At 63.1% G+C, this 17544-nt stretch carries 2 protein-coding genes (1 of these 2 cut by a window edge); both read right to left on the bottom strand.

Annotated elements, in window-relative coordinates; translation table 11 throughout:
- Positions 1-253: 253 nt before the first annotated feature.
- The gene (locus R4P65_RS01740; protein WP_317825232.1) at positions 254-14002 is read right to left on the bottom strand and encodes a non-ribosomal peptide synthetase; all 13749 of its coding nucleotides are present in this window, start codon (positions 14000-14002) and stop codon (positions 254-256) included.
- An 89-nt stretch (positions 14003-14091) separates the two neighbouring features.
- A protein-coding gene (locus R4P65_RS01735; RefSeq protein WP_317825231.1) for a non-ribosomal peptide synthase/polyketide synthase crosses the window boundary here: on the bottom strand, positions 14092-17544 show its 3' end. It continues 25104 nt past the right edge of the window; only the last 3453 of its 28557 coding nucleotides appear in the window; its start codon lies beyond the right edge, outside the window — the gene reads right to left on this strand; its stop codon occupies positions 14092-14094.

Below are 17544 nucleotides of genomic sequence, written 5' to 3'. Positions count from 1 at the left end.
CCGCCACCTGCGGTCGAACGGTGTGTACGGAGACCCAACGCTGCATCGAGCAACTCACCTTCGCGTCATACTTCTGAACTGTCACTACCGGTCTGTCCAGACTGGACGCCGGGGAACCCACAATTGCATCAGGGGGTTCCCCCAACACATCCAACCCTTACCGCCCATTGTTACAGCCGGTAACACCGATCCGGGCAACGGCACGATCACCTATGAATTCGGCCACTGGCACGGTCGCCGACGGAGCCCGATCTCACCACTCGAGTAGTTCGCCCGTTGCGAGGACGTACTCGAGATCGGGTAAGTCGGTTCGGTCGACGGCCGAGCGGACCTCGTCCGGAAGCACCACATGCGTCACCCAGTCGTCAGCAAGTGAGTCTTCGATTGCCTCGTCGTCACCGAGGATGACGACAGCCGCTCCGGCTGACGCCGCCAGGAGGACTGCAACCGAGTGCTCCGGCGAGCCGACCGCGCCGGCGAATGCCAACCTCGACTCGAAGTCGACGGAATACCGCTTACGCAGCTCCGCCAGAGAGTCCGACAGGTCGCCGTACGTCAGCACTCGGTCACCGTCGACGATCGCCGGATCGTCCGCCATTGTCGACCGGGCGCGATCGACGTAGCTGATCGGACGCTCCGACATCGTCACCAGCCGGGACTCGATCTCCGGTGACGTCAAGAGCAACGTCGAGGTGTCGGAGTCATTCGACAGGGTCAGGCTTGACGGATCCGACGGATGCGCCCCGGTAACGGCTGCGCCGGTCTTCACCACAGACCAGTAGGCGATCACGGCATCGACACCACCACCGATGGAGATCGCAGTGCCGGGACCTGCACCTTCCTCGATAAGCAGGCGAGCCAGACGCGAAGACTTCGCGTCGAGTGCCGCGTAAGCGGTCTCCTCGCCGTCTATTACCACCGCAGGCGCGTCCGGGTCGCTTTCCACGACGGAGGCGAGCAACTGAGGCAGCAACGTCGTGCTCGCGACTGCGCTGGCTTCGCGAACGCCGCCGGCGACCTCGGACTTCTCTGTGTCGGTCAGCAAATCGAGATCGCCGACCTGCCTAGTCGGATCTTCGGTGACCTGCTCGAGTACACGAACGAACCGCTGTGCGAACGACTCGACCGTGGTCTTGTCGAACAGGTCCTCGGAATACAGCCACAGGCCGGAGAGTCCGAGGCCGTCCGCTGCGGTGGTCAACGTGAGCTGAAGGTCGAACTTGGTGGTCAGGACTCCGCTGTCGACGGCGCCGATGGTCAGGTCTGCCAATGCAAACTCGGTCTGCGCGGTCGGTTCCAGCGACAGGACGATTTGGAACAGGCCCCCCGCCCGAGGCGGCAGCGCCTCCACGATTTCCTCGTAAGGAACATCGGCTTCGCCGAACGCGGCCAGGTCGACGTCGCGCACATGCGAAACGAGATCATCGAAGCGTGCACCGGCATCGACCGTGGTGCGAAGCGCGAGTGTGTTGACGAACATACCGACGAGATCGTCGAGGGCGCGCTCGCCCCTGCCGCCGACAGCGGTACCGATCGCGAAGTCGGAGCCTCCACCCAACCTCGAGATCAGGATCGCCAGTGCGGCGTGGATTGTCATGAACACCGTGGCGTTCTTGGCTCGGGCGATGTCGCTCAGTCGCGAGTGGACATCAGCGTCGACGGTGAACTGGACTGCCCCCGCTGCGGCGGACTGCACCGCGGGACGCGGTCGGTCTGTCGGCAAGCCGACATCGGTCGGCAGACCGTCGAGCGCTGTGCGCCAGAAGTCGAGTTGGCGCGCGGCGATCGTTCCCGCGTCATCTACCGATCCCAGTACATCACGTTGCCACAGCGAGAAGTCTGCGTACTGCACTTGGAGTGGGCTCCACGATGGTGCGCTGCCCCGGGTACGCGCTTCGTAGGCCACCATCACGTCGCGGGCCAGTGGCCCCATCGACTGCCCGTCGGCCGCGATGTGATGCGCGACGAGTACGAACACGTACTGATCTTCCCCGATCTGGAGAAGATCAGTACGTACCGGAACCTCCGATGACACATCGAATCCGGCGGTCGTCGATTCGACGACCTTCGTGTACATCTGCAGTCCGTCGTGGACCGCGGTCGGTTCCCCGAACATGGGCACGTCGTCGGCGCCGACGATCCGCTGCACCGGCCCCAGCCCGTCGGACGGGTAAAGCGTTCGCAGTGACTCGTGGCGCGAGATCACGTCACGCAGAGCGAATTTCAGCGCGTCGACGTCCAACTGTCCGGCCAGACGCAGCGCCATCGGGATGTTGTACGTCGAGGCGTCGGTGTCCATCTGGTTGAGCACCCACATACGCTGCTGCGCCAGTGACAGCGGAATGCGCTCGGGACGATCTTGGGCAACGAGCTGCTTTCGCGAACCGGTTCCGACGTGGACTTCGATCGCGCTCGCGAGTTCTTCGACTGTCCGGGTGTCGAACAGAATCCGTACGGGGACTGTGGCATCGAGGGATCGGCTCAGTCGTGCCGCCGCCCGGGTCGCGATCAATGAGTTACCACCGAGTTCGAAGAACTCGTCGTCGAGTCCGACCTGCGGAACCTCCAGCAATTCGGCGAATACCGTCGCCACGGCCTTCTCGGTGTCGGACACCGGCGCTCGATATACGGCGGAAGCGAAGACGGGTGCAGGCAGCCGAGCGGAGTCGAGTTTCCCGTTCACCGTGAGCGGCAAGGCGTCCAACAACACTGTCGCGTCGGGAACCATGTAGCCGGTGAGGAAGTCGGCGGCACTTGTGCTGACCGTGCTCGCGTCGAGGTCCGAACCGGCCTCGGGCACGACGTACGCGATGAGTCGATCGCCCAGATCTGCGTCCTTGCGGACGACGGCCACGGCACGGGCGACACCACCGACTCGGAGCAGGGCCGTCTCGACCTCGCCGAGTTCGATCCGGAAACCTCGAAGCTGAACCTGCGAATCGGAACGCCCCAGGTATTCGAGCTGGCCGGCGCGGTTCCAGCGAGCCACATCGCCGCTTCGGTACATCGACTCGCCGTGCGATGCAAACGGATTCGCGACGAACCGTCCGGACGTCAATCCACTCTGCCCCAGATACCCGCGCGCCAGTTGTCCGCCGGCGACGTAGATCTCGCCGGCCGTGCCGATCGCAGCGGGCTGCAAACGGTCGTCGAGTACGTACACCCGAAGGCCGTCGAGTGGTCGACCTATCAACGACGCCGTCGCGGTCTCCGCGCTCGCACGATCGAGCGGGAGATAAGAGACGTGCACCGTGGTCTCGGTGATTCCGTACATGTTGACCAGTTGCGGCGAGTCGTCCGGATGACGGTCGTACCACCGGGTCAGCTGTGCGAGATCGAGTGCCTCGCCACCGAAGATCACGTACCGGAGCGCAAGATCCGACGCGGTACCGTCCGATCCTCTGGAAACACGGTCCGCCTCCGCAAGCTGGTAGAAAGCAGACGGAGTCTGATTGAGCACCGTGACGCCCTCGGCGGTCAGCAATTGTCTGAACTGGTCTGGCGAACGCGACGTCTCGAAGTCGACGACCACGAGTACACCGCCGTGAATGAGCGGACCCCACAACTCCCACACCGAGAAGTCGAATGCGTAGCTGTGGAACAAAGTCCACACATCAGAGGAATCGAATGCGAATTCCGTCTGCGCGTTGGCGAACAACTCCACAACGTTCCGATGAGTGACCGCAACACCTTTGGGGCGGCCGGTAGATCCTGATGTGTAGATGACGTACGCCAGGTCTCTCGAACGCAAAGGCCGCACGCGGTCTGCGTCGGTCACGGGGCGGGAGTCGGCTGCGGCGTCCCGGGGCGAGACAGAAGGGCAGGGCAGTTCCCGCAGCGAATCCGGAGCGACGATCGCGCACACCGGAGACGCGTCGGCGAGGGTGTACGCGATCCGCTCATCCGGATAGCTCGGATCGATCGGCAGATACGCGGCACCAGACTTGACGACGGCGAGCAGCGCCACGACCAGATCGGCCGATCGCGGCAAGAGCACCGCTACCAGGTCCTCGGATCCAACTCCCGAATCGATCAGCGTGCGGGCCAAACAGTTTGCGCGGGAATCGATGTCCCGATAAGTCAATCGCTCGTCTCCGAAGACCACCGCAATCTCGTTCGGTGATCGGGTCACCTGTGCATCGAACAGTCCGGCCAGAGTGGTCGAGTCGTCGACGACCGCCCCGGGCGTGGCCCACCCTTCGAGTATCGCCCGGCGTTCGTCCTCACCGAGAATGTCGATGTCGCCGACTGCATTGGACGAATTGCCGACGACGGATGTCAGCACGGCGTTCAGTCGTGACACGAGGCCCGCAATCGTCGATTCGTCGTAGAGATCGGTGGCGTAGGTGACGGCGAAGGTGAGCCCGCCCGCCTGAGCCGGAGTCTCCCAGACCGTGAACTGCAGGTCGAACTTGGCCAGCGTCGGTGCAATGTCGACACCGGAAATGCTCAGGCCCGGAATCTCCACGGATCCGTGCGCACCCTGACCGAGATTCTGGAACGAAAAGCCCACCTGGAAAAGCGGATTACGCGCCTGCGACCGTTCGGGGTCCAGTGCTTCTACCAGTCGCTCGAACGGAACGTCAGCGTTCTCGAAACCGGCCAAATCGGTGTCCCGTACCTTCGACAGGAGTGCAGCGAACGACTCGCCGGGATCGACCTCGGTCCGCAGGACCAAAGTGTTGACGAACATGCCGATCAGATCATCGAGAGCCTGTTCACCTCTTCCGGCCGCTGGTGTACCGATCACGATGTCGGCGGTGCCGGACAGCTTCGCCAGCAGGACGGCCAGCGCACTGTGCAGAACCATGAAGAGTGACACATTATGCTCTCGCGCAACACGATTCAATGATTCGTGCATGTCCGCTTCGATATCGAAGCAGTACTCGGCACCGGAGTGTGAAGCGACTCGCGGACGCGGCCGATCCGACGGCAGGGTCAGTTCGACGGGCAATCCGTCCAGTTGCGACTTCCAGTATTCCATCTGTTTCGAGATCAACGATCCCTGATCGGACTCGACACCGAGTACCCGGCGCTGCCACAGCGCGAAGTCCGCGAATTGGATCGGCAGCGGCTTCCACGTCGGAGCGATTCCCTGCGACCTCGCGGCGTACGCCGAGACGACGTCCCGGACCAGCGGCCCCATCGAAAAGCCGTCACCGCTGATGTGATGGATGGCGAACACCAGAACGTACTGCGAGTCGGCAAGATCGAACAGACGTGCCCGGACCGGCACGTCTGCAGTGACATCGAATCCGGCGAGTACGTATTCCGCCACCCGGTCGGTGACGACGGACTCGTGGATACGTACTGGCGACAGATCAGGCAGTGCATCCGCGGTGTCGAGGACTCGCTGGTATCCGATACCGTCGACTTCCGGATATGTGGTCCTGAGAATCTCATGCCGCTCGAACAGATCACGAAGAGCTGCCTGCATGGCCTCGATGTCGAGATCCCCCGTCAACCGGATCGCGATCGGAATGTTGTCCACTCCGGACGCCGAATCGAATCGGTTCAGGAACCACATGCGCTGCTGCGCGATCGACAGCGGAACCAACTCAGGGCGCTCCTGTGGTTCGAGCGGCGGACGGCCGCCCCGCCCCACGAGCACGTCGATTCGCGCCGCGAGCGACTCCACTGTCGATGCATCGAACAGGATGCGGACCGGCACAGTGGTGTCGAGTGCATGCCCGAGTCGAGCGACGATCTGCGTCGCGATCAGTGAATTACCGCCCAGCGCAAAGAAGTCGTCGTCCAAGCCGACCTGCCCGATACCGAGGAGGTCGGCGAAAATACGCGCAACTTCGACCTCGACCACAGATTCGGGTTCCCGGAAGACCGCGATCTCGACCTCAGGATCGCGCAGTTGCTTCCGGTCGAGTTTTCCCGAGGCGTTGAGCGGCAGTTCGTCCAGAACAACATGTGCCGTGGGCACCATGTATGACGGAAGATGTTTCCCCAGTATCGATTCCAGTTCCAGCCAATCGATCAGAGACTCACCGGCCGCCGTCAGGTACGCGACCAGTTGATCGTTCCGGACGGCAACCACCACCGAACCGACCGACGGATGATCACGCAGGATCGACTCGATCTCCCCCAACTCGATGCGTAGTCCGCGTAGCTTGACCTGAAAGTCGGTACGTCCGATGTATACCAACTCACCCGACGCATTCCATCGCACGAGGTCTCCGGTCCGATACAGGCGTGAGCCGGCAGGTCCGAATGGATCGGCGACAAACCGGTCCGCGGTGAGATCCGGCCGAGCCACGTACCCCCGGGCCAACTGCACTCCCGCGAGGTAGAGTTCGCCCGCGACCCCGACGGGCACCGGATGCAGTCGTGAGTCGAGTACCAGAACGCGTGTGTTCCAGACCGGCGCGCCGATCGGCAGGGTGGTGGTGTCGGCGTCCGTCACCTCGTGGAAGGTGACGTCGACCGCGGCCTCCGTCGGTCCGTACAGATTGTGCAGTGCAGTTCCGGGAAGAGCCGTCCGGAACTGCGCGGCCACCTGCGGGGCGAGCGCCTCACCCGAGGCGAAGACTCGGGTAAGGGTAGAAGACCTCGTGACGACCGTATCCGCGAGGAACACTTCCAACATCGACGGCACGAAGTGAATGGTGGTCACTCGTTCGGACGCGATCAGCGCGGCCAGATAGGCCGGATCTCGGTGGCCGTCGACGGCAGCGATCGCCAGTCGAGCTCCGACTTGCAACGGCCAGAAGAACTCCCACACGGAGACATCGAAGGTAAAGGGAGTCTTCTGGAGGACCACGTCGTCACCGAGGAGGCTGTACTCGGCCTGCATCCAGATCAGCCGGTTGACGATCGCGCGGTGTGACACCGCAACGCCCTTCGGTTTGCCCGTCGACCCGGAGGTGAAGATCACGTACGCCGTGTTCTCCCCCCGCAGCGGGCCGAGGCGGTCCGCGTCGGTGACCGGTGCGTCGGAACAACCGGACAGGTCTACGGTATCGATCCTGACTACCAGCACTCCCTCAGCGTCGAATCCATCTCTCTCTGTGGTCAACACACAGATCGGAGCTGCAGTCGACACGACGTATTCGTTGCGCTCGACGGGCTGATCGGGGTCGATGGGCAGATAGCCGCCGCCGGCCTTGACTACCGCGTACATCGCGACGAGCAAATCGAAGCTTCGGCGAATGGCCAAGCCGACCAGGGTATCCGGGCCGACGCCTTCCGACACGAGTTTGCGGGCGAGTTGATTGACCCGCCGGTCGAATTCGAGATACGTCAGCTGATTCCCATCGAAGGTCAGCGCGATCGAGTGGGGAGAGCGGACGACCTGTTCATCGAACAGATCGACCAGCGTCACGTCGCGAACATCGTGACCGGTGCTGTTCCAGCGCTCGACGACCAGCCCCAGATCGGAGTCGCCGACGACGTCGACGTCCCCGACCGGCCCAGCTGGGGCAGCCGCGACCGCCGAGAGAGTCGCGGTCAGATACTGGACGAAGGAGGCCACCGTCTTACGGTCGAACAGATCCGTTGCGTAAGTGAAGAGTCCACGGAGTTCACCGTCATGCTCGGTGATCGTCAATTGCAGATCGAATTTCGCCACGGACGCATCGACGTCGAGGGCCGATACCGTGACGCCGTCGATGTCGGCCGATTCGTCGCTGCCCTGGGCGACGTTCTGGAACGTGAGCATGACCTGGAACAGCGGATTGCGTGACTGCGATCGTTCCGGGTTGATGATTTCGACGAGGCGCTCGAACGGCACGTCGGCATGCGCGAACGCTTGCAGGTCCGACTCACGCGTGCTGCGAAGCAATTCCGTGAACGACAGCGACAGATCGACGTTCGTCCGCAACACGAGTGTGTTGACGAACATTCCAATCACATCGTCGAGTTCCTGCTCACCACGCCCCGCGACCGGAGTACCGATCACGATGTCGGAGGTGCCGGACAGGCGCGCCAGCATCACGGCGAATGCACTGTGCACGAACATGAATCGCGAAGCCTGATGCTCACGCGCAATTCGGTCGAGGGATGCGACGACACCCTGCTCGATGGCAAATGGGTACTCTGCACCACCGTTCGTTGCTACGGCTGGACGTGGCCGATCGGTCGGCAGGTCCAGCTGATCCGGGATTCCCGCGAGCCGGCTCTTCCAGTAGTTGACCTGGCCCGAGATGATCGAGTGCGGATCGTCCTCGCTGCCGAGCACCTCACGCTGCCACAGGGTGTAGTCGACGAACTGGACAGCCAGCGGCGACCAGGACGGCGCACGCCCGTGCGATCGCGCGGCATACGCTGTCACCACGTCGCGTACCAACGGCACCATCGAGAAACCGTCTCCGCTGATGTGATGGACGACGAAGACAAGCACGTACTCATCGTCGGCAAGTTGGAAGAGCGCGGTACGCAGCGGGATCTCGACCGTGACGTCGAATCCGGGCTGGATCAGCTCCCGCACACGGAGTTCCACAGCCTCAGCCGGAACTCGAACCGGTGACAGATCGAGATCGACTGCCGCCGAACCGAGAACCTGCTGGTAACCGACGCCGTCGATCTCGGGATAGATCGTGCGTAGGCTTTCGTGACGGTCGATCAGGTCCCGCACGGCCCCCGCCAGAGCCGCCGTGTTCAACGGACCGGTCAACCGCACGGCGACCGGAATGTTGTCGACCCCGGATTCCGGCTCGAACCGGTTGAGGAACCACATTCGCTGCTGCGCCAACGACAGCGGAACTCGCTCGGGACGCTCCTGCGGGACGAGAGGCATCCGCCCCGCGTCGCCGGTGTGAGTGCTCAGTCGTGCGGCCAGGGCCTCGACCGTCGACACGTCGAACAGCAGTCGTACCGGCACTACGGTGTCCAAGGACTGACCGAGCCGTGAGACAACTCGCGTGGCAATCAACGAGTTGCCGCCAAGTTCGAAGAAGTCGTCGTCGAGACCGACCTGAGCTACACCCAGAACATCCGAAAAGATCTGGGCCACAGTTTCTTCGACCACAGTGGTCGGAGCGCGGTATGACAGCGTCGCGAACGTCGGCTCGGGCAGGGCACGCCGATCGACCTTTCCGTTGGCGTTCAATGGAACCGTCTCGATCGCCACAAACGCGGACGGCACCATGTATTCAGGCAGACGCGCCGCGACGGTCGAACGTATCGCCGCGATGTCGACGTCGGCCCCGTGTGCTGGTACCAGATAAGCCACCAGGCGATCTCCGACCAGGCTGTCCTTGTGTACCACCACGACAGCAGCCGATACCGAATCGAGTGCCACCAGGGCCCCTTCGATCTCGCCGAGTTCGATTCGGAGTCCACGAATTTTGACCTGGAAGTCGGTGCGGCCCAGATAGTCCAGCTCTCCCGAACCGTTCCATCGGACCTGGTCTCCGGTACGGTAGAGCCGCGAGCCTGCCGACCCGAACGGATTCGCCACGAACCTCTCGGCAGTAAGGTCGAAGCGTCCGCCGTATCCGCGGCTGACTCCCACACCTCCCACGTAAAGCTCACCGACCACTCCGGCCGGGACCAGCTGCAGGCGCGAATCCAGCACGTAGAGTTCGATATTCGGAATTGGAATCCCGATGGGGACTCCGTTGACGTCTCCCGGTGCCGCCTCCTGGAAGGACACTACGTCGGAGGCCTCGGTGGGGCCGTAACTGTTGACGACGCGCACACCGGCCGCCATCAGATCTTTGAGCCGACCAACCTGAATGGGCTCACCACCGAGGAACACGACGTCGAGCGATTCGAGGACGCCGTCCACGTCGGCATCGACCAGTGCATCAAATGCACTCGGCGACATGTTCGCGACCTGGACGTCGTCGTCGGAGACGGCGCGAAGGATCTCGGCGGGGTCGAACCCCGCTGCGGCGACGTGAACACTGCCACCGCTGGTAAGCGGTCCCCACACATTCTTCTGCGTGAGATCGAAACTCGGTGACGACGCAACGACCACACCAGCGGCGTCCGGAAGTTCGGATCGGTACCAGGCCGTCGTATTCTCGATGCCCGCCATCGGTACTACCGTGGGCTTGGGCCGACCCGTCGAGCCAGAGGTCGAGATGACGTATCCCACGCGCTCACCTGCGCCCCGCTCACGCCAATGGTCCACCCATTCCGGAACAGAATCGCCGGATTCCGCCCCATCCGTGCTCTCAACCCGCAGCACTGGGAGCGCCGTCTGGACGCCGCCGGACGCGATCACCACGCGGGCACTGGTGTCTTCGAGCAGTGTATTCACGCGCTCGGTCGGCAACGTGGGATCGATTGGTGTGTAACCGGCGCCGGTCTTCCACACCGCGAGCATTGCCACTACCCACTGCCACGACCTGGGCAGCACCAGCGCAACCACGTCGTCCGCTCCCACACCCGCAGCGAGCAAGTCCTGAGAGAGCACCGACGACCGCGCATCGAGTTCCCCGTAGGTGAGGGTCCGATCATCGGCCACGACGGCAACCGTCGACCGGTCGCGACTGACATGCCGGGCAAAGAGTGCAAGTGGCGATCTGTCGCCGATCGACACACGCTGCCCCACCGACCAGTCGAGCACGCGGGCTGCCTCGCCGGCGCCGAACAGATCGATCTCGCCGACGAGAACGGCCGGATCGGCAGCGACCGCACCGAGCAATACGGACAGCCTGGAACCGAACGTCTCGATGGTCGAGGCATCGAAAAGGTCACGCGCATAATCGATGACGACTGACAGCCCGCCGACCTCGATGTCTTCCCACACCGTGAACTGGAGGTCGAACTTGGCGACTGTGGACTCGAGCTCGAAACCGCTTACCTCGAGGCCGCCGAGCGTTGCGCCACTTAGTGTTTTCTGGCCGAGGTTCTGGAACGCGAGCATCACCTGGAACAGCGGATTGTGTGCCTGCGAGCGTGCCGGGTCGAGCACCTCTACCAGGCGCTCGAACGGGACGTCAGCGTTACCGAATGCATCGAGGTCTGCAATCCGTGCCTGGTTCACCAGCTCGTCGAATGTACTTGCCGGATTGATCTCGGTACGCAGCACCAGGGTGTTGACGAACATGCCGATGACGTCGTCGAGTGCGCGATCGCCACGACCCGCCACCGGGGTGCCGATCGCGATGTCAGTGGTTCCGGACAAACGCGCCAACAGCACGGCGATTGCGCTGTGCAATACCATGAACACCGTGGCCTTGTTCGCCTGCGCAATCGACTCGAGGCGCGCGAGTACGTCCGCACCGACAGTCATCGTGTGCGACGCTCCGCGATAACTCGCGACGGGCGGGCGGGGTCGATCCATCGGCAGGTCTAGCCGCTCGGGGAGCCCGTCGAGCTGCTGTGTCCAGTAATCGATCTGGCGCGATATCACCGATTCCGCGTCGTGCTCGCTGCCGAGGACTGTTCGCTGCCAGATCGAGAAGTCTGCATATTGCACGTCCAGCGGCGTGAATTCGGGTGCGCTGCCAGCCGCCCGACTCGCGTAAGCGGTCACGACGTCGCGCACCAAGGGGCCCATCGAGAAGCCGTCACCACTGATGTGGTGGACGACGAATACAAGGACGTATTCCGACGCGGCCACCTGGAAGAGCTTGACCCGCAACGGCACCTGCGAGGTGACGTCGAATCCCCCGGTGATCTCCGCGATGACACGCTCGGTGATCTCGGATTCGGCCACAGCGACCGGCGACAGATCGAGCTCCACGTCGGAGACGGTCAAGATCTGCTGGTAGCCGACGCCGTCGACCTCCGGGTACACAGTACGCAGGCTCTCGTGCCGCTCGACGAGATCATCGATCGCCGAACGGAGCGCAGCGGCATCGAGCATTCCGGTCAGCCGGAGAACGACTGGGATGTGATCGACTGCCGAGGTCGAGTCGAAGCGGTTGAGGAACCACATACGCTGCTGCGCAAGCGAAAGCGGGATCCGGTCGGGACGTTCCTGTGCAACGAGAGGAGCCTTCGTACCGCGGCCAGCAGAATCGCCTACGAGAGAAGCCAATTCGGATACCGTCGGAGCATCGAAGAAAGCTCGCATGTCGAGTTCCACGCCGAGTTCGGCGTTCGCGCGCGCCACCACTCGCGTCGCGAGCAGTGAATTGCCCCCGAGGTCGAAGAATCCGTCGTCGACGCCGAGGTCGTCCCGACCGAGCAGATCGGCAAAGATCGCAACCAACGTCTTCTCGACCGGCGTACTCGCTGCCCGGTATTCGACAACCTGCGCTGTGAACTCGGGCGCCGGCAGCGCCTTGCGGTCCAGCTTGCCACTGGCATTGAGCGGAAACGCCTCGAGTTCGACAAACAGCGACGGCACCATGTAGTCCGGCAGGCGTCCACCCAATTCACGTGCAAGAGCGTCGGTGTCGAGCACAACTCCCGATGAGGGAACCACGTATGCCACCAGATTGTCGCCCAAAGCCGCATCGGAGTGGACGAGAACGGCCGCTTGTGCGATTGCATCGTTGTCGAGTAGCGCTGATTCGATTTCGCCGAGTTCGATGCGCAGTCCCCGCAGCTTCACCTGGAAGTCGGTGCGGCCTAGGTACTCGAGCAGGCGGTCGGCGCCGGCACCGCGCCATCGGACCAGGTCGCCGGTTCGGTACATGCGCTCGCCGTCCGAGGTGGAATGCGCGACGAACCGATCCGCCGTCAGATCGGGGCGGGAGACATACCCTCTGGCCAGCTGGACCCCCGCGAGGTAAAGCTCGCCGGGGACGCCGGGAGGTACTGGACGCAGTGCGTCGTCGAGGACGAGTAGCTCTGTTTCGGCGACAGCACGGCCGATCGGAATGGAGACCTCGTCATGCGGTCCGGTTGCGTAGTACGTGACGTCGACGGCTGCCTCGGTCGGTCCGTACAGATTGTGCAGTTCCGCTGTGCTGACGTCGCGCAGCCGCGCGGCGGTCTGGGCGGGAAGCACTTCACCCGAGGCGAAAACGTAACGTAGCGAGGTAATCTCGGAAGCGCGCGGTTCAGCGACGAAGACCGCGAGCATCGAGGGGACAAAATGTACAACGGTGACGCCGTACTCGATCATCGTCGCTGCGACGTAGGCCGGATCACGATGCCCGTCCGGCTCCGCGATCACGAGGCAAGCGCCGACCTGCAACGGCCAGAAGAACTCCCACACCGACACGTCGAACGTAAACGGCGTCTTCTGCAGGATGACGTCTTCGTCAGTGAAGGGATATTCGCTCTGCCTCCATCGGAGGTTGGCGACGATTGCCTCGTGTGACACACCGACGCCCTTGGGCCTGCCGGTCGAACCCGACGTGAAGATCACGTACGCAAGATTGTCGGTGCGCAGCGGTGACAGCCGGTCACCGTCGGCAAGCGGCGCGCCTGAGTGCGCCGAGACATCGATGTCATCGATCCGCAGTACATCGACGTTTTCGGGAATGCCGACCGCGTCCGCTGACGTCGTGAGCACGAGGACGGGCGCGGCGACGTCGATCACATACGCCAGACGCTCAGCGGGATGGTCGGGATCGAGTGGTACGTACGCACCACCGGCCTTGACGATCGCGTACATCGCAACCAGCAGTTCGACGGACCGGCGGATACCCAGGCCGACGAGTGTGTCCGGTCCGACCCCACGGGTGACGAGCTCGCGGGCGAGCTGATTGACCCGGCGATCGAATTCCGCGTAGGTCGACGCCGTGGAGCCGAAGCGAAGGGCGACGGCATCGGGGGTACGGGCGACCTGCTCCTCGAACAGACTTACGAGAGTCGACTCGACGGCCGACGGAGCCTCGAAAGCAACGACGGAAGTCGCGTCGGCGATGAGCGCACCGACGACGGATTCGAGGCCACCCTCTCGTGTGGCGAGCAACTCCGGCAGCAGCGTGGAGATCACGACCGGTACGAGTGCGTCCGGGCCGAGCGCACCACCCATCGCGGAGTCGAGTGTGGTCAGTTCCGAGTGCAACCGTTCGTAGGTGACCTCGGCGTCTGCATGAACAAGCGCTGTCCGGTCGGGCTCCGCCTCGGCTACTGCAGCGATCAATCTCGGCAGGTCCTCGATCGTCAGCGACTGTGGTCCCGGCATACCGACGGACATCAACACTTCCTCCAACTGACGACAGCACGGCGCAGATCCAACGCACGACTGGTCGTACAGATCAACGCCCATGGGGCAAATACTGCATATTACCCGTCCGTACCGGAACCCTTCCCCAGCGTGGCCTGCGCGTCAGTTATCAAAGACTCGACGAGCGAGGTAATACCGTCGGCGCCCAGTGCCGGAAGAATGCCCGGAACCAGACCGTTCAGCGAGACCGAGACCAATGCGTCGGCACTGAGCGCCGCACCCATCGTCTGCTTCATCACAGCCAGTTTTTCGGCCAGCTGTGTGAAGGTCACTACGGTGTCACCGTGTGTGAAGGCAACCGCCGTCGGGTCTGCTGCGGCGGCCGCTGATGCGAGGTCCGGAAGATCGGCGGCGGTCTTCGGCTCGGCTGCCTCGATCAGCGCGCGTTCGAAGTCCGTCACGATGTCGATGGTCCGCAGAACCACCGTCGGATCTGCGGCAACGGCGTCGACCACGGCCCGCAACCTGGCCGCGAACAGTTCCATGGTTGCGGCGTCATACAGATCGGTTGCATAGGTGAATCGCATCCGGATATCGGACAGCGTACCGCCCTCGTCGAACTCCTCGATACCGGTGAGCTGCAGGTCGAACATCGCCGAGTCGAATCCGTCATCCACCGCCGACAGTTCGAGCCCTGGCAGCGCAAACGTGCCAAGTGCCATGTTCTGGAACGTGAGCATCACCTGGAACAGCGGTGAGTACGCCTGTGAGCGCTCACGGCCGACCTGCTCGACTAGACGCTCGAAGGGCACATCCGCATTTCCGAACGCCGCGAGGTCCTTCTCCTTCACCTGCTGCAGTAAATCGACAAACGTGGTTGCCGGTTTCACCTGCGTGCGCAACACCAGCGTGTTGACGAACATACCGACCAGGTCGTCCAGAACTCGCTCGCCACGGCCCGCCACCGGTGTACCGATCGCGATGTCGTTCGAGCCGCTGAGCTTGGACAGCAGCACCGAGAACGCGGCATGCACGACCATGAACACGGTCGAGTTCTGCTCACGCGCAATCTCCGCGATTCGACGCGTGGAGTCGGCGCCGAGAGTGAACAGGAAGTCCGCACCCTTCATCGACTGAGTCGGCGGACGCGGACGGTCCGTCGGCAGTTCCAGAAGTTCGGGAACGCCGGCGAGTTCCTGCGTCCAGTAGGCAAGCTGCGTCGACAGTTCACTGTCCGGATCGTCCTCGGAACCCAGGACGTCGCGCTGCCACAACGTGTAATCCGCGTACTGGACTTCGAGCGGAGCCCATTCGGGTGCCGCTCCCCCGGCTCGCGCCGTGTACGCGACCATCGTGTCCCTGATCATCGGTGCCATCGAGAATGCGTCGCCGCTGATGTGGTGGACCACCACGATCAGGACATGCTCGGTGGGCGTGATCTGGAACAGGCGAACGCGCAGCGGAACACCGGCAGTGACGTCGAAGCCCTGACCGACGACCTTCGCGACCTCGCCCCCAATCGTGTCTTCGCCGACATACAGCACGGCCATGTCGACAACGGCTGCCGACTTCGACTGAATCGACTGCGTCGGGCCGTCCCCGAGATCGGGATAGAACGTCCGCAGGATCTCGTGGCGAGCAACAAGGTCGGAGACGGCCGACTGCAATGCTGCGACGTCGAGATCGCCGGACATCCGGATCGCGACCGGGATGTTGTACGCGGCAGACCTTCGGTCGATCTGGTTGAGAACCCACATCCGCTGCTGAGCGAGCGACAACGGTATCTGCGACGGCCGTTCCTGTGCCACCAACTGTGCCCGCGAGCCGGAACCAGCATGTTCGAGCACCCGTGACGCCAGCAGTCCGACGGTCGACGCTTCGAAGATGATCCGCACCGGAATCTGGGCGTCAAGTGCCTGACCCAACCTGGCCACGACCTGTGTGGCGATCAGCGAGTTTCCGCCGAGATCGAAGAAGTCGTCGTCCAACCCGACTCGTGGCACGCCCAGGACTTCGGCAAACACCGAGGCCACGATCTCTTCGACCGGATTGCTCGGGGCACGGAACTCCGTTGCCTCGAATTCGGGTTCCGGCAGCGCCTTTCGATCGATCTTGCCGTTGATGTTGAGCGGCAATTCGCTCAGCACCATCAACGCCGACGGCACCATGTAACTCGGCAACTCGCGGACGATCTCCGCCTTCACGCTGTCGACGTCGATGCTGACCCCGGCCTGCGGAACAAGGTAACCGACCAGTCGATCACCTAGACGCGGATCGGTTTTCGCGACCACAACCGCGGCCTCCACCGACGGAACAGCTCTGATAACAGCTTCGATCTCACCGAGTTCGATGCGGTAGCCGCGGATCTTCACCTGGAAGTCGGCACGATCGACGTACTCGAGTTCACCGCCACTGCGCCAGACAACGAGGTCGCCGGTGCGGTACAGACGTGAGCCCGGTTCTCCGAAGGTGTTGGCGACAAAGCGTTCCGACGTCAGGTCGGCGCGGCCGTGATATCCACGAGCCAACTGGGTTCCGGCAAGATACAGCTCTCCGGTCACTCCGATCGGGACCGGGTGCAGGCGCTCGTCGAGCACATAGACCTGTGTGTTCCATTCCGGAGCGCCGATCGCGACCGACGAGGTATCGCTCTCGTCCACGTCGTGCGCGGTAACCGACACCGCGGCCTCGGTCGGACCGTACAGATTCACCAGCGCTGCACCCGACATCTTGCGGAACTCTGCCGCGGTCGCCGCTGGCAATGCCTCACCGATTGCAAGGACTCGCTCGAGCGACTGAGGAAGAGCACCGTCCGCCGCCGCGGTCAGCATCGAGAGCATCGACGGCACCGCGTGCAATGTCGTCACCTTCTCCTGGGCCATGAGCGCCAGCATGTAGTCGGCGTCCTTGTGTCCGTCCGGGTCGGCGATGACCAGGCGTGAACCGGAGGTCAACGCCGACCAGAACTCCCAGACGGAGAGGTCGAAGGTTGCTGCGGTTTTGAGCAGCATTGCGTCAGTCTGGTCGAGACCGTAGCGATCACGCTTCCACAGAAGCTGATTGACGATCGCGGCGTGGGACAGCGCCACACCCTTCGGCTTGCCAGTCGATCCCGACGTGAAGATCACGTACGCGGCATTCGCCGAACGAAGCGGTGAAATCCGCTCGTCGCCGCGCACCGGCGCTCCGGAGACGCCCGAGAGATCAAGAGTGTCGATGAGAAGAACATTGTCGATATCGGCGAGCGACGGTGCGTCGTTCTCGGTGCTGAGCACGCACACCGGCGCGGCCATCTCGAGGACGTACCCGGTGCGATCGGCCGGATGATCCGGATCGATCGGAACATAACCGCCGCCGGCCTTGACAACGGCGTACATGCCGATCACGAGATCGATGGAGCGGCGCATTCCCAATGCCACCAACGATTCCGGGCCTACACCCAGCCCTATCAGATGACGCGCAAGACGGTTGACCTTATCGTCGAACTCCGCATACGTCAGTGATTCGAGTCCGTGGACCACCGCAACGGAATCACTGTGCGCGGCCACCTGCTGGTCGAACAGATCGACCAG

Origin of the sequence: Rhodococcus sp. IEGM 1318, assembly GCF_033142465.1 — a bacterium.
GTDB classification, from domain to species: Bacteria; Actinomycetota; Actinomycetes; order Mycobacteriales; family Mycobacteriaceae; genus Rhodococcus_F; species Rhodococcus_F qingshengii_B.
Note: the sequence above shows the minus strand (reverse complement) of the source record. Positions and strands in the feature narration are given on the sequence as shown.

What these genes read in the sequence shown, in the direction of transcription:
- R4P65_RS01740 (WP_317825232.1), bottom strand. Translation starts at nt 14,002, where the DNA reads ATGTCCGTCGGTATGCCGGGACCACAGTCGCTGACGATCGAGGACCTG.